Genomic DNA, 20,022 nt, shown 5'->3' on the forward strand with positions numbered 1-20,022 from the left:
GCAGATATGCCGCAATCATAGCAGAGTTCGCCATCGTTGACCGATTTACCTCCCGTTCTGCAACGAAAACCGCGAGGCAAATCCTTTGTTCACCAAAAAGCCTTGTCCTTCCGGTGATAAAAGGTAGTTTGCCAGCAGCCGCGCCTCACGTCGGGCAGGCTTCATGACAGCCAGCATGTACTCGGCATCAATGCGATAGGGATCGGGTAAATGAACCACATGTAGATCCGATTGATTGAGCAATAACGGCAGATAGCTCGCATAGCCAATGTGCATATCGCTCTGCCCAGTCCGAATCAGGTAACTTCCCGCCGTCATCCCTGCCGGAATGGCATGATCAAGCGCTCCACCCACCAGCGGTTTCGCTTTGTCGCGCAGCTGATTTCCCCAGCCTCGATGCAGACGTTCAATGCGATCAAAGAGCTCAAACGCATAATCCCCTCCGGGATCGCTGCCAGGCGTCGAAGTTGAAAGCACAAAACGTGGGTCAAGGAGCGCCATCAGCCAGGATTGCGTGGTGAGTTCCGGCACGTTACGCATCACAATACAAAGGTGGTTGCGCGTAAACACGCTAGTTTCTTCCGCCAGCCCCAGCGCTTTCAAGCGTAAAGGGTGCGCACAGTTTGCCGAGGCGAAAATGTCCACCGCGTCACCGTGCATCACTTTTTCACTCAGTAGCTCAGCCGGGCCAAACGTCGGTATCACGTCCACCGCATAACGTTCGCTGAACGTCGCCAACAGCGGAGCAAATGCAAGGCGCAGGCTGCCCGCGGCATACAGGCGAAGGGGATCGGTCATGGTGGCTCCGTCATGGTCAATATCGGTATCAGCGCATAATAGGGTTGTGCCACGGTTTCCACGCACACCTGCCGCATCGGAATACCATACAGCTGCGACAGGTTATCCTCCGTCACAACCTCATCACAGCGGCCATAAAGATAGTGTTGATGATCCATCAGCAGCAGCGCCCTATCGGCAATGGCCAGCGCATGCGAAGGATCGTGCGTGGTTAGCAGGATGCTCAAGCGCTGCGTTTTAGCCAGATGCGTCAATAACCGCAGCACCTGCGCCTGATTTTGCACATCAAGCGCCGCCGTCGGCTCGTCCAGAATCAGCGTCTGGCACTCCGAGGCTAATGCTCGTGCGATTAAGACGAGCTGCCGCTGCCCGCCGGACAACGCGCTAAACTCACAATCGGCAAGGGGTGCAATTCCCAGCATAGTTAGCGCGTTCCGGGCAACGGTAATGTCATGTGCAGAAGGCATGGCAAACAGCCGAACACGTGCCGCACGCCCCATCAGTACCATATCCAGAACGCTATAAGAAAACGGCGGTGTGAATATCTGCGGCACAAAACCAATGTGTCCATCGCGCTGGATCGTCCCAGAAAGCGGCGATAAATGCCCCATCAGCGTATTCAGCAGCGTCGTTTTCCCTCTGCCATTCGCGCCCAGAATTGCCGTAATTTCCCCTTCCTGACAGCGCAAATTCAGCGGTGAAAAAAAGCCCTTTCCCCGTTGGTAGCCATATACCAGTTCTTCCGTCGATAGCCTGATGGTCGGCATGCTAGCGTCCTCTACTCTGCCGCTGCGTTTTATGCAGTCGCTGTGTTTTATACAGCAGCACGGCAAAAAGTGGCGCGCCAAGTAGCGCCGTCAGAATACCCAGCGGAATTTCCGCTTCACTGAGATTGCGCGCCAGATCGTCCACCAGCACCATAAATCCTCCTCCCAGCCACAGCGACACCGGCAGCAGGCGACGATGATCGGCCCCTACCAGCCTGCGTGCAACATGGGGAATCACCAGTCCAATCCAGCCAATGCTGCCGCTGACCGCCACCTGCGCGGCGACTATCGCGGCACACAAGCTCAAAATCAGCCAGCGCAAGGGCTGCACAGCGACACCCAGCGCACGCGCATCCTGCTCGCCCATCGACAACACATTGATGTGCCAACGCAACCGAAGCAGCAATCCCCCCACAAGAGCTAACGGCACCGCCATGGTCATCAGCGAGTTCCAGTGTGCGGTGGCAAAACTGCCCAACAGCCAGAAAACGATGCTCGGCAGCTTTTCTTCGGTATCCGCCAGATATTGCATCAGACTGACCAGCGCGCCAAAAAAGCCGCTGAGGATGACGCCAGCCAGAATCAGGATCAGGATCAGCACGTTCTGCCTGCCGAATGCAGCGGCCATCATGAAAATTAGCAAGAGCGCCAGCATGCCGAACGTAAACGCAGACAGCAGCAAAAGCAGCGGCGTCCAGCTTAATAGAATCGCCAGCGTGCCGCCGAAGGCCGCGCCAGCGGACACGCCGATGATATGTGGATCGACCAGCGGGTTACGGAAAACGCCTTGCAGCGTGGCGCCACTCAGCGCCAGCGCCGCACCTGCACACCAGGCGAGTAGCACGCGGGGTAAACGCACGCTCCACACCACTTGCCGTTCGATATCGCCAAGCATCGGATTGTTGCCAGACAGTGGCTCGATAAGGAGCTGGACGATGCGCCACGGGGATAAGCTAAAACGCCCTATCCCCAATGAGCACACGGCAATCAACAGCGTGAACACCACCACCGTTAGCAGCGTGATCCGGTAGGTGCGATAACTCATTGCGCCGCGGAGGTGTCCGCACGGTAGTCCATGCGGTAGAAGCGTTGGTAATACGCATCGGCGGCTTTTTGCATATCGATATCGGCAAAGCGCTCAGGGTACAGCTTTTTCGCCATCCACAGTTCACCAATCGCTAATGCTTCCGGCATCGGGTAACCCCAGGCTTTGGCGTATTCCGGCATCAGATACACGCGATGCTGTTTCACCGCATCAATCGCCTGCCAGGCCGGATCGTTAACGATCTGCTTCACGACATCCGGATAGCGATCCTGCACGAAAATTACCTCTGGATTCCAGGACAGCACATTTTCAATCGACACCTGTTTGAAGCCTTTTATCGATGCCGCCGCTACATTCAGCGCCCCTGCGTGTGACATCATCAGGCCGGTATATTTTCCTGAACCGTAGGTTGTCAGATCAGGGTTAGCCATATACACGCGGATTCGTTTCTCTTCTGGAATAGACGCCAGACGTGCACTCACGTTTTGCCGCTGCGTAAACGTATAGTCGATCAGCGCTTCCGCCTGTTTCTGACGCTCAACCACATCACCAATCAGCCGAATCCCTGCCTTAAGCCCTTCGTTATACGCCGCGTTTTCATCACCCATCGTAGGATTGATTTTGTCGGCTTCTCCCGGCTGATCCTGACGCAGCGAGATCGCCACAACAGGAATACCCGTCCGCTCAATCTGCGCAATCATTTCCGGCGGCGCATAGTTAGCGACAAAAACCACCTGCGGCGACAGCTTCAGCAGGCTTTCAATATTGACCTGCGTGAGATCGCCCGGCATTGGCAAATCCGCCAGACGCGGAGCCAGCCGCACATAATGCTCGCCCAGCTGTTTCTTCCAACTGGAAAGTACACCCACGATGCTCTCTTGTGCATCCAACTGCACCAGCAGATTTAAGGTTTGATGCTGCAACACCACCACGCGATTAACGTGGTCGGGAATCGTTACATTGCGCCCGAGTTGGTCGGTCACCTGACGCGCCGCCCAGGCGTTAGAAAACACCAAAAACAGCCCGGCAACCCACAGCGTGTAGCCAAATTTCTTTATCATGTTGGTATCCTGATTTTCGCTATATATAAAATGATACAGCGATAGCGACAAAGAAAATACTGATCTCGCTCATAATAATATTTAGATACCAATTTTGGGGTAGATCAACCCGGATTGGGTTTTCTGCTAAATAACCAGCGGCGATTTATTCTTCAAAATATTAGTCAGATAAACTGAATTATTACGTTAAAAAAATGATATTTATTCTCACTATTAATCGCGTAGAGTGCTTCTATTACTGATCTATATACCCTTGCTGTGCAGGACGAATAGGCTAAATATTTGTCTGAATATAAGGATAAGTACCCTATGAAGAAGATTGGCTTTTTATCATTCGGCCACTGGGCCCCGTCGCCGCAGTCTGGTACCCGTTCCGCGGCTGATGCACTACTGCAATCTATCGACCTTGCCGTTGCCGCTGAAGAGTTGGGGGCTGACGGCGCCTATTTCAGGGTGCACCATTTTGCCCGCCAGTTGGGCTCACCTTTCCCACTGCTGTCCGCGATTGGGGCGAAAACCAAAAGCATTGAGATTGGCACTGGTGTCATCGATATGCGCTACGAAAATCCGCTGTACATGGCTGAAAACGCCAGCGCCGCCGATCTGATCTCTGGCGGGCGCTTGCAGCTCGGCATCAGCCGTGGCTCGCCAGAACAGGTGATCGATGGCTGGCGCTATTTTGGCTACCAGCCGACAGAAGGGGAATCGGAAGCGGATATGGCACGGCGTCATACCGAGGTGCTGTTGGATGTACTGCGTGGCGAGGGGTTTGCAAAACCGAATCCGCAGCCCATGTTCCCTAATCCACCCGGCCTTTTGCGTCTGGAGCCTTATTCTGATGGGTTACGTGAACGAATCTGGTGGGGGGCCGGATCGAATGCCACGGCAGTATGGGCAGCGAAGCTGGGCATGAACCTGCAAAGCTCCACGCTAAAGGATGACGAAACAGGTGAACCTTTTCATATCCAGCAGGCACAGCAAATTCGTGCCTATCGAGCCGCCTGGGCTGAGGCTGGGCATACACGCACGCCACGCGTCTCCGTCAGCCGGAGCATTTTTGCCCTGATGGATCACCGCGATCGCGCCTATTTCGGCGGAAGCAGTAACGATAGCGACAAGGTGGGTTTTCTGGATGAAAACACGCGCGCGATTTTCGGTCGCAGCTATGCCGCCGAGCCGGACACACTTATCCAACAGCTAAAACAGGATGAGGCGATTGCCGAAGCGGATACACTATTGCTCACGGTGCCGAATCAGCTGGGCATGGATTATAATGCGCATGTAATCGAATCAATCCTGAAATATATTGCCCCTGCGATGGGGTGGCGAGCGTAGTCCTGTAGCCTAACGCATTCAAGCCTATCCAATAGGTGGCAAACCAACGATAACACCATCAAAAATCGGGAAGATTTAGGGGCTATTTTCACTCGAATCCTCCCGGTTTTCCCAGCCTCTGAAACGGTTCAACGCTTTTTAATGCTATTTTGAAAATATAGTTTCTGGACCTCTTGAATTCCCCCCCTCACTCGGCGTAGATTTAGCGCCGATCCCGTCATAACTGGTGTGACTCTGGTGATGACAACGGGAAAGATTACCCTTCGGTGACATCACCGGCAGCGTAATTATTTCCTTCCATAATAAAACGCACAATCGGGATCGTTGCTGGCGTGGTTTCTGCTGGAGAATAAATCGGTGAAGTATTTTTTTATGGGTATCTCATTCTGTTTAGTCGTTTGGGTGAGTACCTTTATGCTGATGGTAGAATAACCTGTCATTTGCCCGGCAAAGATTTATTCATTGAAGGGCACACACAGATAAAGATAAAAAAGGCTGATGGTATTTATACCCTCAGCCTATTTTTATGCCTGCCGATCTATGTTCAGCCGATGACTATTCAGTCGATGATTCGTATTACCTTTGTCATTTTCTACAGATTCAATCCGTTCATTATCACGCCAAATACCCCGCCCATTGCCAGCCAGGGGCCAAAGGCCAGCGGTTTAGCCGTATCCTCTTTACGCAATCCGCGCCAGACGAGAGTAACAACCAACCCGCTCAGCGCCGCCACCAGAACCAGATTCGGCAATGCCTGCCAGCCCAGCCAGGCCCCCAACGCAGCCAGCAACTTAAAATCACCGTACCCCAGCGCCTCTTTGCCCGTTACGTATTTGAATACCCAATAAAGTAGCCACAGAGATAAATAGCCGGCCATCGCGCCGACTACGGCATCACTCAATGGGACAAAGGTCTCCGACAGATTAAACAGCAGCCCTATCCACAGAAGCGACAGCGTAAGCACATCCGGCAGCAGCAGCGTTTTGATATCAATAACGGTCAGTACCAACAGGAAGGACAGCAGAATCAACGCCCCCCACAGCGCCATACCGGGCAGCCAGAGTAAACCTGCCGTCAGAAAAGCCAACATGGTGATGACTTCCACTAGCGGATATTGCACAGACACCGATTGATGACAACAGCGAGAGCTGCCACGCAACCACAGCCAACTGAATAGCGGGATGTTATCCTTCACCGCAATAGCCTGCTGGCAGTGTGGGCACGACGAAGGCGGCCACCACAGGTTGTAGCGCGTATCAGGATCGGAATCGGCCATGCCCGTTTCAAGCTCGATGTCCTGCCGCCAGCGACGCTCCAGCATAATCGGCAAGCGGTAAATCACAACGTTCAAAAAACTGCCAACAATCAATCCCAGCACGCCCAGCGATCCAAACCACCATGCCGGAAACAGCTGTGCAAATTCCCTTAAATCGTCCACGTTAGTCCCTGATTGTTGATAAAGAAATGGTATGAATGAGCGGTTTATTTTTGCAATTGACGACACAGCAATGACAACGAACGTTTTTTCTTACAACGATCATGTCTATTACAGCAAGCGCCCTTGAAAATTCAGCGTTCTGGCACCCTGTTCATCGGCTTTACCGGTGGTTGCCAGCAGCTTTTTCATCGTCGCGGGTAAGTCATTTCCGCTACTCAACCGCCCCGTGAAACGATATTCACCTTTCGGGGTGACGCTGCCTTTGCCAGACAATTGCAGATGTGAGGAGGTCTGCCGCAGGTTCGCTTCTAGCGCGCCTTGCTGGCAGCGTAACGTGGCCTGAGGCGTAGCGAGCACCAGTCCGCCCAGCGGCGTTTTCACCCGCGCCCCCGGCCAGGTTATATTGGCATCCAGCGACTGACAGCCTGAGCGGTCTACCGTCGCCTCTTGCAGATTGAGCTGCACGTTTCCTTCTGCGCCGATTGGCACGATAAAACGCAGATGGCTGAATAAATAGCCCGCTGGCACAGAAAGCTGCCATTGATAAAACTGCGGCTGCTGCCAGCCGCGAATGATCCCGCGACCTGCAATGCCTTCCGGGTTTTTAAACGCGATTTCCAGCGCGGGCATAAAATCCGAGAAGGTGATATTCCAGTGCACATCGTCCAGCGTTAACGTGCGCCAGCTAAACCGTTGCAGGTTCCCCTGCCACAGCGTTCCGGCTGCCTCTGCAACCACCATTCCAGTTGGCAGCGGCACGGCGGTGAGCAAGCGGGCAGGCGCATAGCTCGCCAGGAACAGCCCGTAGGCCAGAATCATAGCGATACCTGCGCCAATGCCGGATTTAAGCGTCATCCGCCCGTTCCAGCATCAGTCTGGTAACATCCACCATTCCGGGGCTTTGCTCGACGGCATTCACATCCAGCGACACCACTTTTACGCCATTTTTCTGTTCCAGTTCGCCAAGCCAACGCAGCAGACTATTAAAATCACTCTGCCCCAGCGTCACCGATGCCTGACTGCCCTGCGGCTGCAAACGTACAACGCTGAGTCCGTAACGCTTGGTGCTTTGCGAAATCAAAATCGGCAGACTGACGTCGCGCTGACTATTGTCCCCCTGCGCCTGATTGCCCTGCGGAATCGATGAGGCCTGTTTCTGCATCCAGTTGACGGTCTGCTGCTCGCGGGAAATCGTGCGCTCCCACAGATCTTCCCGCGCCTGCCAAGGCTGGAGAATAGCGTAATACACCAGACAGAGCAGAAGCACCGCCGCGCACACGACCATAAGCTGACGCTCGCGCGGGCTCATCGCCTGCCAGCGTTGCCGTAATTCATTCATTGCTGGCTCCTTAACGTTAAGCGGCCTTCAACCCGATCGTTTTCCTGCCGCATCTCTCCCGCCTGTACCTGATAATAAGCGGCAGCCTGCTGCTGAAATTGCTCGAGTTCCTGATATGACGTGCCCTGCAACGCCAGCCGGAATTCACCCGCTGCGCCGTCGTAAGACAGCGACTGAATTTTGATCGCGCTATTCTGTGTCATGAGCTGCTGTAAGGGGTTCAATTGATCCAGCAGCGCTTTCCCTGCGCCTCCGGCGGCCGTACGTTGCAGGTGCTGCTGCATCTGCGCGCGCGGGTTAACGACATTCGTCTCGGAAGGGAAAATCTGCCGATAGACGCGCACGCTTTCCTGTCGCCAATGTTCAGACTGTTGATAAAGCTGGTAATGCGCCCAGCCAGCATCCGCCACAACCAACAGCAGGTAACAGGCAAACGCGATCCCAACGCCGCGCCACGGCAGCAGGGTGTTTTGCCAGGCTTTCTCCGGCGCATAGTCGCCTTGTCGCAGATCGACCGAGGCAGGTAAGTGCGCCGTTGCCGCCAGTGTGAAGAGATCCGTTTCCGGCTGCGCTTTCCATTCGCCCTCTTCCTGCCATTCGTACTGCGCCAGCTCACCGCCGACCGATGCAGCGCTGTAGCTGTATATCGCAGGCAGCGGCATAGACGCTTTCAGCAGATCACTGCACCAGGAGGACTCCGCCGCCATCGCATGGCCCGTCGGCTGGCGAAACAGCCACATGTCATCATGCTGCAACGCGCTCCAGCCATCCTGATGTTTCGGCAATACGCGGGCGTCAGGCAATAACGTATCAACGCTGAGGCCCAGCGCATCACACTGTGCCAGCCAGCGCTGCATCCGGTTTTTTTCCACCACAGCAACCGCGCCATCATCGCCGTGAATTTCCAGCACGGCAAAATGCAGTTTTTCAATTTCCGTCGCTAGCTGATCTTCCAGCATAAACGGCACGACCTGCGTCAGCTGACGCCGAGCCTGTCGGGGCAGCGTCAGGGTATAAAACGTCACGTCAGTGGCCGGAACCAGAACACGGGTAAATGCCACGGACGGATAGGCCGCTAGCGATTGACGAACCTGTTCGACGCTACCGCGTCCCTGACTCAGTAAATTTTCCCCATTAGATGAACGCACCTGCCATTCGATCTCTCCCAGTTCTTCTACCGGAAGACGAACAATGAGGCACGGATGTCGAGCGACCGTTCCTCGATTTAATGGGGCTTTTGCGGCTTTTCGCTTCCATTTTCCCGCTATTTTCATGGATTCACCGTCCTATATCCTCCATATTGCCGCTGCACGACCTGTACCTTTTGTCCACTCAGATGAAGCAAGCTACGTTGATGAAAATCGCTGTCGCCGACACGCACCTGAAGTTTTACAAAGAACCATTCACTTTTTACTGCCAGCACTCGCTGCGCGGTATTTTTACTATTCGGGGGCAATAACCCGGTTTGTTGCAGAACTTCAATACTTGCCCACCCCATACGTGGGCGCTGCTGCACCAGCGCTTTTGCCTGCGACATCGTCATTTCGTTCAGGAACACGGCAGATAACAGCGGGGCATCAAATTCGGTTAGCGTGTTGATATTAATGGACATCGCATCCACCGGCAGCGCACAGACATAGGGCAGTAACCGACGATAGAGATCGCTGTCAATGCCATACACTGAGCGTAATTCACTGATTTCACTCATTCTCTGATTCGCGGTACGATAAGGCACTGGCAACGCAGCATAGACTTCATCTTCTGCGCCGTTCGCCGATGGATAGTTATCCGCATCAATCCAGTCACGCACCGCTGCGGTAATTTTTTCTGCACGATCCGTTTCCTCACCCAGATTTTTCAACAGCAAACGAAAAACCTGTGCCGGATAAGGTGTCTTCACCAGCGTGCTTTCGTTATCCACGCCTTGATTGATCGCATTTACGTTAAAGCAGGTACGCGCATCAGTAATCTGGCCAGTGATTTCGCCACCGTCCACGGGGAAACGCAGCCCCGGCTGCGACCAGTTCTGTCCGGCAAACGTGCGCCCCGGCATATTCCGCGCATCGCGCTGTAATATCTGTCCGCTTAGCGTTTCCGCCCCTAATGCGTACCATTTCGCCTGCTGACGGCTCAAATGACTTTCGGTGCGCAAGAACGCTTTACCCGTGCGTTCCGTAATCACCGCGGCAATCGTCACCATTAACGCCAGAATCAGGAGCACCACCAGCAGTGCCGCGCCGCGCTGACGCGACCTCATTTAACCGGCCCGGTGGTAATTAAGAACATACGCGACATTTCTCCGTAATCCCTTAAGGTCAGCACCACTTCGATTCCTTGTGGCAATTGCGTAGTGTTGTCCCAGCGATCGCGCCAGGTTTTATTGCTGAAAAAGCGCAGGCGGAAGCCGTCGACCTCGGTGAGAAGCGGTTTTACGCCGGGATCGAGCCCTTCAATCGGGTCGGGAGTCACATGCGTTAACCGTTCCAGCGTGTGTTCCCGCAGCCGATAGGCAACAGGCTGAAGTTCAGAGCGCGGCAGAATGCCAAACGGGTTTTGCCACCCATTGCGCATAAAGCTGACGCCCCAGTCATCACTTTTTAACTGATCGCGACCGGCGTAAAACATCGAGGTACTTCCTCTGCTGCCGCGAGCGATCATCTGGGAAAAATCGTTGTCCATTTGTGAAAATGCGCGCTGTATTTCGGCCAGACGTTCGGCTTTGCGCTGCGAAATTTCATCATTACGCATCACGCCGTTCAGCACCTGAAACGCGCTGAGGCTCAGCGCCGCAAAAATAGCGATCGCCAGAATCATCTCCAGCAGCGTAAACCCCTGCTGACGTTTCTGTCGCACGGGCTCTCGTACCCTTTTTGTTTGGCTGCACATCCTTGTCTTACTAAACATTATTGCTTCACCACATAGGTGCGCAGGGAGGCATCGGCGGCAAAGGCGTCTTTATTACGTCGCACTTCCACATCCAGCGCTTTGGTCTGAGGGTCACCGGTCTCTACGCCCTGCCAGCGCCAATGCCAGCGCAGGCCAGCGAACTGCGTCTCGCCTCTCACCCACGATGCTTCCGGCCAGCGTTGTTCCAGTCGCAGTTGAACCTGCTGGTTTTCCGCCACCCAGCCTGCAAACGTCTTCTCTTCCAGCCGGCTCAGGCTGCTTGCCTGTCTGGCTGTCGTTTGCAAAACAGCAATGCCTGCCAGCGCAAAAACACTCAGCGCGACCAGCACCTCCACCAGCGTCATCCCTTTCTGTCGTCTCATCGTTTCTTACCCTGACTCATCGACGTCACAAATCGTCCGGTGTTATCCACCTGGAGCCAATTCGAGAGTGCTTTGTTTTCAGATTTAACGAGGAGACGGAAAGGCGTAATTTCGCCACCGGGCAAAATCAGGATATCGGGATCGTCACCACTCTGCGTTTTATCCACTTTTTTCCCATCGGCCTGCAGTAGCTCAAGCCGTAATGCCTCGGGCAGCGTCGCCGAGGCGCTCACCCGATGCGGTTGCCACGGCTGCCACTTGTAGCCCTGCCAGCGATCGCCGCTCGGGATCGGTATCCCTTCTGATGCAGCGGGTCGCTGGAGTTGATAAAACTGCCAGCGATCGGGATGAATACGCACACCCAGCATGTATTCATTAACCTGACTGCTTTCAGCGGCAAATTCTAACTGCGCCTGAAAACGAGCCAACTGCCAGGCGCTGTCATTCTGGCGCTCGGGAGGAAACGCCATAACCACCATGCCAGCGGCAATGCCAGCCAGTAACACGACCAGCATCATTTCCAGCAGGGTAAACCCCTGCTGCTTCCTCGTTGACCGCTTCATTGCGCTTTTGCCGTCCTTTTCCCGCTGCCATTGATAGCAACTACCCACAACAGTCATTTACAGTTGTCATCCAACAACCATCATCAATAAAGACAGGCAGAGCACCGCATGCCTTTATTTCTTATCAAGATTCCAGTTGCCGATGTCATCTTCCGTTCCCGGCATGCCATCAGGCCCCAGAGAGAAGATATCGAGCTTGCCGTGCTGACCAGGGTTCAGCAGCTGATAGTCCGTGCCCCACGGATCCTGCGGCAGGCGGCGAATATAGCCATCGGCTGGGTAGTTACGCGGTTCAGGCTGTACCGTCGGCTTCGTTACCAGCGCCTTCAGCCCCTGCTCGGTGGACGGGTAACGGTTGTTATCCAGCTTGTACATGTCGAGTGCGCTTTCCAGAGACACGATATCGCTGACGGCTTTTTGTCGATCCGCCTTTTCCTTATTCCCCATCAGATTGGGCACAACCAGACTCGCCAGTACGCCGAGAATGACAATGACCACCATAATCTCCAACAGGGTAAAACCACGCTGACGATTACCGCTCTGACCATAACTATTTTGTCCACAACCACGCTGAGACTGTTGCATCCTTACTTTCCCTCATTCAATTGTTGGTTCTCTTACGAACTCATTAACGTATTCAGTTGCAGAATCGGTTGTAAAATCGCGAGTACGATAAACAACACCACCGCCGCCATGCTGACCACCAGCAGAGGCTCAAATAGCCCCAGCGCCAGCGTCATCTGCGAACTGAATTCCCGATCCTGATTATCCGCCGCCCGCTCCAGCATGCTGTCCAGCTCGCCGCTGCGTTCACCGCTGGCGATCATATGGCGCATCATTGGGGGAAAGAGCGCCGTCTGTTCCAGCGCTTTGTGCAGGCTGACTCCCTCTCGTACCGCATCCGTCGCCAGCGAGAGCCGATGGCGGGCATAGTCATTACTCATGACATCGCCGCTAATGCGCATCGCCTGTAGTAACGGCACCGCACTGGCGTTAAGAATACTGAGCGTCCGCGCGTAGCGTGCTGTATTTAAGCCACGCGCTATGCGGCCGATCAGCGGTAAATGCAGCAGACGGCGATGAAAACTGATGCGCCGCTTTTCCTGCCGCAGCATCACGCGGAACGCCATAAACCCAGCCAGCAATGCCAGCAACATCCACGGCCCAAACGTGCGCACGGCATCGCTCATCCCCATCAACACGCGAGTTGAAAGCGGCAGCGCCTGCTTCATATGAATAAATTGCTCGACGACTTTCGGCACCACGACGGACAGCAAAATGCTGACCACGGCAATCGCGACCACGGTTAACACACACGGGTAGATCATCGCCTGCTGAATGCGGCTGCGCATCTGTTGGCGCTGTTCGGTGTAGTCCGCTAATCGGTTCAACACGGCATCAAGGTGACCGGACGTCTCGCCTGCGGCGACCATCGCGCAATACAGCCGTTCGAAGCTGCTGGGGAAGCATTTCATGGCATCGGCCAGCGAGTGACCTTCCATGACTTTGCTGCGCACCGCCGCCATCAACTGGCTCAGCTGTGGTTTTTCACTCTGTTTTGCCACCGCATCCAGCGCTTCTTCGAGCGGCAACGACGCGGCCACCAGCGTGGCCAACTGGCGAGTCAGCAGCGCCAAATCTGAGGTGCTGATCCGAATTTTGCGACGGAGGGAGAATCCTGTAGAACCGGATTTCTGCTGGTCGCCTCGGTTTTCATCAACCGACAGCGGCACCAGCCCGCGCTCCCGCAATAGCTGACGCGCCTGTCTGGCAGAGTCGGCCTCCTGAGCGCCACGGCATTTTTTCCCCTGCGCATCCAGCGCCTGATAGTGGTACTGTGCCATATCATTCCTCTTTGGTTACGCGGATCACTTCTTCCCAGGTCGTGAGCCCCGCCAGTACCTTATCCAACCCGTCCTGACGGATAGTCGTTCGACTCCCCCCCAGAATCTGCGCAATCGCCATTTCACCGTCACTGCGGTGGATCGCGGCACGAACGTCGTCATTAATCAGCACCAGTTCATGAATACCGATACGTCCCCGGTAGCCAGTAAAGCTACACTGCGGACAGCCAACGGGATTATGCAGCAGCGTACCGGGCGCGATCCCCATCTGTTCAGCCTGAACCGGATCGACCGGCTGCGGCTGACTACAGTCAGAACACAGCGTCCTGACCAGACGCTGCGCGAGTACGCCCAGCAGAGAGGTTGACAGCAGGAATGGCTCGACGCCCATATCCTGCAAACGAGACAGCGCGCCCAGCGCACTATTGGTATGCAGTGTGGATAACACAAGGTGGCCGGTCAGTGAGGCCTGCACGGCAATCTGCGCCGTTTCACCATCACGGATTTCCCCCACCAGCACGACGTCCGGGTCCTGACGCAGAATGGCACGCAGCCCGCGGGCAAACGTCATATCGACCTTGGCATTGACCTGCGTTTGCCCGATGCCTTCCAGTTCATACTCGATGGGATCTTCCACCGTCATGATGTTACGTTCTGACGCATTCAGGCGGCTGAGCGCAGCGTAAAGCGTGGTACTTTTCCCCGATCCTGTCGGGCCGGTGACCAGAATAATGCCATGGGGACGATGGATCAGGCTGTCCAGCAGTTGTCGATTGCGTTCCGACATGCCCAACAGTTCAAGATCGAGCTTAACGCTGTTTTTATCCAGCAAGCGCAGCACGACGCGCTCACCGTAATTCGACGGCAGCGTGGAGACACGAACGTCAATCGCTCGTCCCCCCACTCGCAGCGCCATACGTCCATCCTGCGGAATACGCTTTTCCGCAATATCCAGCTTTGCCATGACCTTGATACGCGACACCAGCAGCGACGCCAGCTTACGCTGTGGACGCAAAATCTCACGCAGTACGCCGTCAACGCGGAAGCGGATCAGCAAATAGCGCTCATACGTTTCGATATGAATATCCGACGCTTTATTCTTAATCGCTTCGGTCAACATGGCGTTGATGAGGCGGATAATCGGCGCGTCGTCATCGGCATCGAGCAAATCGTCGCTGTCTGGTAATTCCTCCACCAGCGTATAAAAGTCCATTTCATTGCCGATGTCTTCCATCAGACGGCGTGCCTCTTCCGAGTCGCGCTGATAGCTAATGACTAATTGCCGTTCAAACTCATCTTCCGTAACGCGTTCAATCTTAAGCGAACAGCCCGCAATCCGACGCGCTTCCAGTAAGGCAGAGGGCGGCGTTTGCGCGACGCAAATCGTCTGTAGGCTCGCATCATTTTCCCGCTGCAACAGCAGAATTTGCTGCGATCTTGCATAGGCAAAAGGCAATATCGGGCGTAGCTCTATCATCTGGGAGGCAACGTCACTCATTTCCCGCCCGCCGGATAAAACGCCACAATAGAGGACTGAACCTGACGGAACGTATAGGCATTTCCACCTTCCGGCAAGCGCAGCAACTCGTTATTCAAGAGCCCCCCTTCGCTGCCGTTCACGTCTCGCTGCTTCTCCTCTTCCGCATTGAACGAGTGATACTTACTGGCAGAGGCGCTCTGGTATTGGCTGCGATCGCGAATAATGGAAGGACGGATAAACAGCATCAGGTTACGCTTTTTCGTTTCCGTGCTGTTGGAACGGAACAAATGTCCCAACACGGGAATATCGCCCAACAGAGGCACTTTACTCGCAGACTCATTGGTACTTTTATCCAGCAAGCCGCCCACCACGACGGTTTCACCGCTGCTGACCAGCACCGCGTTATTCACGGTACGCGTATTGAACGTTGCCCCCAGATCGGTGCTGCTGCTGGAGGCCGCATCTGCCACGCTGGAGACTTCCTGTTCGATTTCCAGCAGAACGGAGTCCCCTTCGTTAATTTGGGGCTTCACTTTCAGTTTGATACCAACCGTTTTACGTTCCACCGTTTGGAAAACGTTGTCGCCGGATGTCGTCTGCGAACCGGCCAATACCGGCACTTCCTGACCGACGTTAAACGTCGCTTCCATATTGTCCAGCGTCACGATACTGGGCGTCGCCAGAATATCGTTCTTACTGTTTTTGGACAGCGCCGTCAGCAACATGCTCCAGTTGCCCTGATAGAAACCGGCGGCAATCCCGTTGAAACCGCCAAGCGCCGTTGTCGCTGCCGTGCCAAGCGTTCCATCGCGTCGGAACTGATCCGCCCCCGCCATCATTGTCGTGATCGGTAATCCCGTATTCGTGAATTGCGTTACGCCGGCATTTTTATTCGCCCATTGAACGCCCAGATTCATACCATCGGCATCCTGCACTTCCGCGATGATCGCTTCGACCAAGACCTGCGGACGACGGATATCCAACTGCGCAATCACCTGTTCCAGATCGCGCATGATGTCCGGTGCGGCATTCACAATCAGCGAGTTGGTTTGTTCGTGTGCCTTAATCGAAATGTCTTTGCGCAGCGCAGGCAGCGCATTTTGCTGATCGGTTTGGATACTGTCGCCAACGCCGGTGAGCACTTCGACCAGATCGGTAGCCTTGGCGTATTTGAGGTAGATAACTTTGGTGTTGCCCTGTACCGCCTGTTGGCGATCGAGCTGCTTGACCATATCAATCACGCGCTGGCGTGAATTCGGCTCGCCGCGCACCAGCACTGAGTTGGTTCGCTCGTCCGCCACCACATTGGCGGTCAACATGCCGGGCAAGGCGGATTTCTCATCCATCTTGTTCAGCTCATTCACCATCTTCACCACTTCCGTTGAGGAAGCGTAAGACAGCGGTATGCTAGTCACATTCCGATCGCCCGTCTGATCAACCCGTTCGACAATCGTCATCAGTCGCTGGATCACCCCCGCACGGCCAGTCATCAGCAGCACGTTCGACGGTTCGTAATGCACCACGCTCCCGGCACCGGCGTTGTCATTCAACTGGCGCAGCAGCGGTGCCAAATCACGTGCGGCGACGTTGTTGACGGGCACGACGCGCGTCACAACCTCATCACCAACGCCCGGCTGTGCATCCGTGGCCAGCGGCATAGACGTCGATTTCGCATCCTTCGAGCGAATGATTTTCAGAACGTTGTTATCCATCGGAATCACGGTGAATCCATAGACATCCAGCACGCTCAGGAAGAACTGGTAATACTGTTCTTCATTCATCATGTCATAGCTGCGTACGGTAATCGTTCCGCTGACCGACGGATCGATAATGACCGTCTTATTCAGATTCTTACTGACGGTATTAATAAACTCCTGAATATCGGTGCCTTTAAAACTGGCGGAGAATTCGGCGCTCCACGCCAATGATGAGGCCATCAGCAAAACGCTCCCGCTGAGCAATAACATGCTCTTACGGCGTACATGACTAAGCCACTGGTTTTTATTCTTCGAAAAAACCTGACGCTTAAAAAATCCCTGTCCCTTGCTAAACAAATTAGTGGTCTCCATCCAGTGCCAGATATATATCCTGCTGTTGACCATCACGTTCGACGGTCAAATTAAATTTGCTCATCCCGGCTAACTGCGCCATCGCCTGCTGTGCCTGATCCGCATCGCGTAAATCCATGCCATTTAATGACACAGCGAGATCGTTATCCTGCAAACCTGCGCGGTAGAAAAGATCGGGATTTTTGCCGGGGTTTAACTGATATCCTTTTAGTACTTCTTCTTCCGTGACGGGAGAAATGGTCAGGTAGTCCTGCGCCGAGAAGGGATCTTTTTGTATGTTCTCTTTCACCTGGCTAAAAGCGCCAGAAGACGGCGGTGCGTCGGCAGTGCTTTCCTCCTGATACAAATGCAGCGCTTCATAGCGCCCTTGGTACTGGAGCACGACACGATCGGCAGAGATAGTCACAATTTTGGCTTCATAGCCCGGAATGGCATCGCCGACGCTGCGACTGTATTGCTGACTATCTTTAGCGATAATGGCAATCGAACGCTTGGCGTCTCCACTCGCCAACACCCCAGTCAGGCTGATATTTAACGAGGTCAGAGGAATATCGCCGGATAATGCAGCGTCGTTAACCGCAGACGCATCTGCAGCGGGGGCATGGCCGAATAAAGTAAAATCACCCGGCGTTGCGGGCTTTTCTTTCGCCTGGGCAGGCGTGACCGACACGCCAACAATGCGTGAGTCTTCAGGGAGGAGAAAGCGCCAGGTCAATACGGCCAACTGCTGACAAATCAGCAGCAAAATCAGCCCCAACACAATACGTCGGATCAGTGGAGCGGGCAGTGACCGAAAAGTGGCAACCAACGAATTAAAAGACGGATCTTTGAAAGCTTGCAATCGTGCCATAGGTAATCATCCATAATACTCCCCACGCCGAGTAGCGTGGGGAAAATGCCTTATTCCGTTGCGGCTTCCCGGGTGATGGTCTCATCACCACTGGTCGTCAGCGCGGCATCATTATTTACACGGTCTTCGAGCCTGATATTTTCAATATGACCGAAATTCCAGGCTCCCGGTACATTCTCAAAAATGACATTTTTAAATTCACTGTTCTTCAGGAATGTGATGTCAGTAGCTTTTACATTTTTGAATTTTACATTCTCAAAATGTAAGCCTTGATGATAAGCATCACGTCCAAAAGAGAACTTATACGCATCAGCCATTTCAGCCACGGTCATCCCATCGACCATGATACTGTTTTTCTTCGCTGTACCATCAACCGTGACGTTGGAAACGGTCACATCACGGAACTGTGCGGGCTCAGCAGCAGGCTGGGTATCGTTCACGTCCGCTTTATATTTAATCGTGAACACAAACGGCTCGTTGACAATATCACGCATCGCGTTATTACGGAATACCACGTCACGCGAGCCACCCCCATAATAGGGTCGACTCTTCATGCGCAGGCCCACATCCGTCTTATTCATTACGTTATCTTCAGCAACAATTTTTTCAATCCAGGCACCGGTATGGCTACCCGTAACCACCGCACCATGCCCACGGCGGAAGTAGTTATTGAAAATCCAGGCACCGCTCTGCGCTTTTTGCCCCAGCGTTGCCACTTCGGCACCGTATCCCGCCGCAAAGTTTACGCTGTCATCACCCGTGTCAAAAAAGTTATTGAATACCATGACGTTCTGGCTGTTGCCGAATTCAATGCCATCCGCATTATTCGCGTCATACGTCGTGTGAACCAACGCATTCATCGCCACATTTTCGGATTCCAGCACCATCACACCATGGTATGCCGGGTTCAGAATCGTCAGCCCTTCCAGATACATATTGCTCACACCACGCAACGTCATCAGGCTGGAGCGGCGGTTTTTGTACGCCTCATCCAGTAGCATTCCTTCATCAACGGCTTTTGCCGTTTGGTCTTTTGCCAGAATACCGTCACTGCTGACATTGGTGGCTTTACTCGCACGATAGAGCGGTAAGGTGTTATTTAACTCATCAGTTTCAGTAATGTTTGTGTCGCTGGCTTTAATGCCGCGCAGCCAGCCGTTGCCATCAATGGTGCCCTGCCCGACGATACGAATATTTTTAAAGGTGCCTGCATGGCTGCTGCCCTGATCGTCCGCTTCCAATACGTTAATCAGAGAAGGCGGACGCTTCGGCAATTTAGGTGAACTGTAAGGGTAGAGATAGTAGCCGCGGGCGAGCGGGTAATCGTCACCGTTTGCCGATCCCAGCAATGTGGCACCTTTCGCGACTTCGAACGTCATGTCGCTGTGCAGGAACAGCGCGCCGGTTTTAAACGTTCCCCCCTCAACCACGACCTTACATCCTTTCGGATACGCGGCTGGCGTACAGTCATCAATCGCCTTCTGAATCGCCACCGTGTCGTTGGTTAAGCCATCCCCTTTCGCACCATAGTTGGTCACATTCAGTGAAGCTGGCGTCGCCGTCGTTTTCTGCACGACGGTTTCACTATCAACGGATTCTTTGCCGTCGTCATAAAGCGCGCGCACCGTGAAGCGGTATTCCGTTTCAGGCGACAGATTATCAACCTTGAAATTATGGAAGCTGACGCGGACATGCCAGTTATCGGTATCAATCGAATTGTAGAAATTATCGATATAGGGCTTGGCCGGCGAATGAGTGTTCTGGTTATCAATGGTTCCGCCCAGCAAGGTTCCATTCATATAGACACGGTAATCCTTAATGCCAGCGGCAGGTTTGGTCGGTTTTTCCCAGGCAAGTACCACGCTGCGGTCATCATAAGCCAACGTCGGCACTTTAAGATTTTGTGGCGCGGCGGAACGATCAACACCGACATCCGGCGTTGAGTCGCTATCGCTGCATCCGGCAATCAGGCCGCTCAGAACCAATGTTGCGCAGAGCGTAAGGCGAGTACGAGGTAAAAAGTCAGTCATAGCATTTCCTGTATTTTTACTATTATTTTGCCCGATGTATTTCGCCCTACGGCAGGGTAGTTGCCACAGAGCGAAACCTATCGGCAGAGGGTTTACAGATAAAAATCAAATAAAAAAATAACGGGTTGAATCAG

The 20,022-nt window shown here is 54.0% G+C and carries 20 protein-coding genes; 2 read left to right on the forward strand and 18 right to left on the reverse strand.

Annotated features, from left to right (window positions below):
* Positions 1-45 precede the first annotated feature (45 nt).
* The 4 genes from ACIPUG_RS05630 to ACIPUG_RS05645 are packed head-to-tail and all read right to left on the reverse strand — an operon-like array spanning position 46 to position 3,671.
* The gene (locus ACIPUG_RS05630) at positions 46-798 is read right to left on the reverse strand and encodes a molybdate ABC transporter substrate-binding protein (RefSeq protein ID WP_400337742.1); all 753 of its coding nucleotides are present in this window, start codon (positions 796-798) and stop codon (positions 46-48) included.
* Complete coding sequence (locus tag ACIPUG_RS05635; RefSeq protein ID WP_100018431.1) at positions 795-1,565, reverse strand: ABC transporter ATP-binding protein; 771 nt, start codon at positions 1,563-1,565, stop codon at positions 795-797. Before ACIPUG_RS05635 ends, ACIPUG_RS05630 begins: the two co-directional genes overlap by 4 nt.
* 1 nt (position 1,566) lies before the next feature.
* Positions 1,567-2,610, reverse strand: a complete 1,044-nt coding sequence (locus ACIPUG_RS05640) for a FecCD family ABC transporter permease (protein ID WP_400337745.1) — start codon at positions 2,608-2,610, stop codon at positions 1,567-1,569.
* Positions 2,607-3,671 carry an ABC transporter substrate-binding protein gene (locus tag ACIPUG_RS05645; protein ID WP_400337748.1) on the reverse strand — a complete coding sequence of 355 codons (1,065 nt, stop codon included), beginning with the start codon at positions 3,669-3,671 and terminating at the stop codon, positions 2,607-2,609. The genes ACIPUG_RS05640 and ACIPUG_RS05645 overlap by 4 nt, the downstream gene beginning before the upstream one ends.
* A 309-nt stretch (positions 3,672-3,980) precedes the next feature.
* On the opposite strand from ACIPUG_RS05645, the gene ACIPUG_RS05650 reads away from it, so the two are divergent.
* Both ACIPUG_RS05650 and ypdK read left to right on the forward strand, forming a co-directional pair.
* On the forward strand, positions 3,981-5,006 hold the full coding sequence (locus ACIPUG_RS05650; RefSeq protein WP_400337750.1) for an LLM class flavin-dependent oxidoreductase: 1,026 nt from the start codon (positions 3,981-3,983) through the stop codon (positions 5,004-5,006).
* Positions 5,007-5,363: 357 nt separating this feature from the next.
* Positions 5,364-5,438: a membrane protein YpdK gene (gene ypdK / locus ACIPUG_RS05655; protein ID WP_099606229.1), complete on the forward strand. Its 75-nt coding sequence runs from the start codon at positions 5,364-5,366 to the stop codon at positions 5,436-5,438.
* Positions 5,439-5,598: 160 nt separating this feature from the next.
* Here the strand turns inward: ypdK and ACIPUG_RS05660 are convergent, their stop codons facing one another.
* The 14 genes from ACIPUG_RS05660 to ACIPUG_RS05725 all read right to left on the reverse strand — a co-directional run bounded on the left by ACIPUG_RS05660 (position 5,599) and on the right by ACIPUG_RS05725 (position 19,888).
* Entirely contained in the window at positions 5,599-6,444 is an 846-nt protein-coding gene (locus ACIPUG_RS05660; protein WP_400337753.1) for a prepilin peptidase, read from the reverse strand.
* Positions 6,445-6,552: 108 nt separating this feature from the next.
* Positions 6,553-7,299, reverse strand: coding sequence for a type II secretion system protein N (locus tag ACIPUG_RS05665; protein WP_400337756.1), 747 nt, complete (start codon positions 7,297-7,299; stop codon positions 6,553-6,555).
* Positions 7,289-7,783 carry a type II secretion system protein GspM gene (gspM, locus tag ACIPUG_RS05670; protein ID WP_400337758.1) on the reverse strand — a complete coding sequence of 165 codons (495 nt, stop codon included), beginning with the start codon at positions 7,781-7,783 and terminating at the stop codon, positions 7,289-7,291. Before gspM ends, ACIPUG_RS05665 begins: the two co-directional genes overlap by 11 nt.
* Positions 7,780-9,057: a type II secretion system protein GspL gene (gspL, locus tag ACIPUG_RS05675; protein ID WP_400337759.1), complete on the reverse strand. Its 1,278-nt coding sequence runs from the start codon at positions 9,055-9,057 to the stop codon at positions 7,780-7,782. The genes gspM and gspL overlap by 4 nt, the downstream gene beginning before the upstream one ends.
* Positions 9,054-10,040, reverse strand: a complete 987-nt coding sequence (gene gspK, locus ACIPUG_RS05680) for a type II secretion system minor pseudopilin GspK (RefSeq protein WP_039273741.1) — start codon at positions 10,038-10,040, stop codon at positions 9,054-9,056. Before gspK ends, gspL begins: the two co-directional genes overlap by 4 nt.
* Positions 10,037-10,636 carry a type II secretion system minor pseudopilin GspJ gene (gene gspJ / locus ACIPUG_RS05685; protein WP_320699623.1) on the reverse strand — a complete coding sequence of 200 codons (600 nt, stop codon included), beginning with the start codon at positions 10,634-10,636 and terminating at the stop codon, positions 10,037-10,039. Before gspJ ends, gspK begins: the two co-directional genes overlap by 4 nt.
* A gap of 50 nt (positions 10,637-10,686) precedes the next feature.
* Positions 10,687-11,052, reverse strand: coding sequence for a type II secretion system minor pseudopilin GspI (gene gspI / locus ACIPUG_RS05690; RefSeq protein WP_039284733.1), 366 nt, complete (start codon positions 11,050-11,052; stop codon positions 10,687-10,689).
* Positions 11,049-11,615 (reverse strand): type II secretion system minor pseudopilin GspH, encoded by a 567-nt coding sequence (gspH, locus tag ACIPUG_RS05695; protein ID WP_040034103.1) that lies wholly within the window; start codon positions 11,613-11,615, stop codon positions 11,049-11,051. Before gspH ends, gspI begins: the two co-directional genes overlap by 4 nt.
* A 114-nt stretch (positions 11,616-11,729) precedes the next feature.
* Positions 11,730-12,200, reverse strand: a complete 471-nt coding sequence (gene gspG / locus ACIPUG_RS05700; RefSeq protein ID WP_051906083.1) for a type II secretion system major pseudopilin GspG — start codon at positions 12,198-12,200, stop codon at positions 11,730-11,732.
* Between the two features lie 32 nt (positions 12,201-12,232).
* Entirely contained in the window at positions 12,233-13,459 is a 1,227-nt protein-coding gene (gene gspF / locus ACIPUG_RS05705; protein ID WP_039284723.1) for a type II secretion system inner membrane protein GspF, read from the reverse strand.
* A gap of 1 nt (position 13,460) precedes the next feature.
* Positions 13,461-14,957 carry a type II secretion system ATPase GspE gene (gspE, locus tag ACIPUG_RS05710; RefSeq protein WP_039284721.1) on the reverse strand — a complete coding sequence of 499 codons (1,497 nt, stop codon included), beginning with the start codon at positions 14,955-14,957 and terminating at the stop codon, positions 13,461-13,463.
* Entirely contained in the window at positions 14,954-16,906 is a 1,953-nt protein-coding gene (gene gspD / locus ACIPUG_RS05715; RefSeq protein ID WP_162274784.1) for a type II secretion system secretin GspD, read from the reverse strand. The genes gspE and gspD overlap by 4 nt, the downstream gene beginning before the upstream one ends.
* A gap of 88 nt (positions 16,907-16,994) precedes the next feature.
* Positions 16,995-17,858, reverse strand: a complete 864-nt coding sequence (gspC, locus tag ACIPUG_RS05720; protein WP_039464420.1) for a type II secretion system protein GspC — start codon at positions 17,856-17,858, stop codon at positions 16,995-16,997.
* Between the two features lie 50 nt (positions 17,859-17,908).
* Positions 17,909-19,888 carry a glycosyl hydrolase family 28 protein gene (locus ACIPUG_RS05725; protein WP_400337763.1) on the reverse strand — a complete coding sequence of 660 codons (1,980 nt, stop codon included), beginning with the start codon at positions 19,886-19,888 and terminating at the stop codon, positions 17,909-17,911.
* Positions 19,889-20,022: the final 134 nt, after the last annotated feature.

Source organism: Pectobacterium sp. CHL-2024 (genome assembly GCF_044751765.1).
GTDB classification, from domain to species: domain Bacteria; phylum Pseudomonadota; class Gammaproteobacteria; order Enterobacterales; family Enterobacteriaceae; genus Pectobacterium; species Pectobacterium brasiliense.

Coding starts and splice junctions, on each gene's coding strand:
- ACIPUG_RS05630 (WP_400337742.1), bottom strand. CDS start 798: ATGACCGATCCCCTTCGCCTGTATGCCGCGGGCAGCCTGCGCCTTGCA.
- ACIPUG_RS05635 (WP_100018431.1), bottom strand. CDS start 1,565: ATGCCGACCATCAGGCTATCGACGGAAGAACTGGTATATGGCTACCAA.
- ACIPUG_RS05640 (WP_400337745.1), bottom strand. CDS start 2,610: ATGAGTTATCGCACCTACCGGATCACGCTGCTAACGGTGGTGGTGTTC.
- ACIPUG_RS05645 (WP_400337748.1), bottom strand. CDS start 3,671: ATGATAAAGAAATTTGGCTACACGCTGTGGGTTGCCGGGCTGTTTTTG.
- ACIPUG_RS05650 (WP_400337750.1), top strand. CDS start 3,981: ATGAAGAAGATTGGCTTTTTATCATTCGGCCACTGGGCCCCGTCGCCG.
- ACIPUG_RS05665 (WP_400337756.1), bottom strand. CDS start 7,299: ATGACGCTTAAATCCGGCATTGGCGCAGGTATCGCTATGATTCTGGCC.
- gspM (WP_400337758.1), bottom strand. CDS start 7,783: ATGAATGAATTACGGCAACGCTGGCAGGCGATGAGCCCGCGCGAGCGT.
- gspL (WP_400337759.1), bottom strand. CDS start 9,057: ATGAAAATAGCGGGAAAATGGAAGCGAAAAGCCGCAAAAGCCCCATTA.
- gspK (WP_039273741.1), bottom strand. CDS start 10,040: ATGAGGTCGCGTCAGCGCGGCGCGGCACTGCTGGTGGTGCTCCTGATT.
- gspI (WP_039284733.1), bottom strand. CDS start 11,052: ATGAGACGACAGAAAGGGATGACGCTGGTGGAGGTGCTGGTCGCGCTG.
- gspH (WP_040034103.1), bottom strand. CDS start 11,615: ATGAAGCGGTCAACGAGGAAGCAGCAGGGGTTTACCCTGCTGGAAATG.
- gspG (WP_051906083.1), bottom strand. CDS start 12,200: ATGCAACAGTCTCAGCGTGGTTGTGGACAAAATAGTTATGGTCAGAGC.
- gspF (WP_039284723.1), bottom strand. CDS start 13,459: ATGGCACAGTACCACTATCAGGCGCTGGATGCGCAGGGGAAAAAATGC.
- gspE (WP_039284721.1), bottom strand. CDS start 14,957: ATGAGTGACGTTGCCTCCCAGATGATAGAGCTACGCCCGATATTGCCT.
- gspD (WP_162274784.1), bottom strand. CDS start 16,906: ATGTTATTGCTCAGCGGGAGCGTTTTGCTGATGGCCTCATCATTGGCG.
- gspC (WP_039464420.1), bottom strand. CDS start 17,858: ATGGCACGATTGCAAGCTTTCAAAGATCCGTCTTTTAATTCGTTGGTT.
- ACIPUG_RS05725 (WP_400337763.1), bottom strand. CDS start 19,888: ATGACTGACTTTTTACCTCGTACTCGCCTTACGCTCTGCGCAACATTG.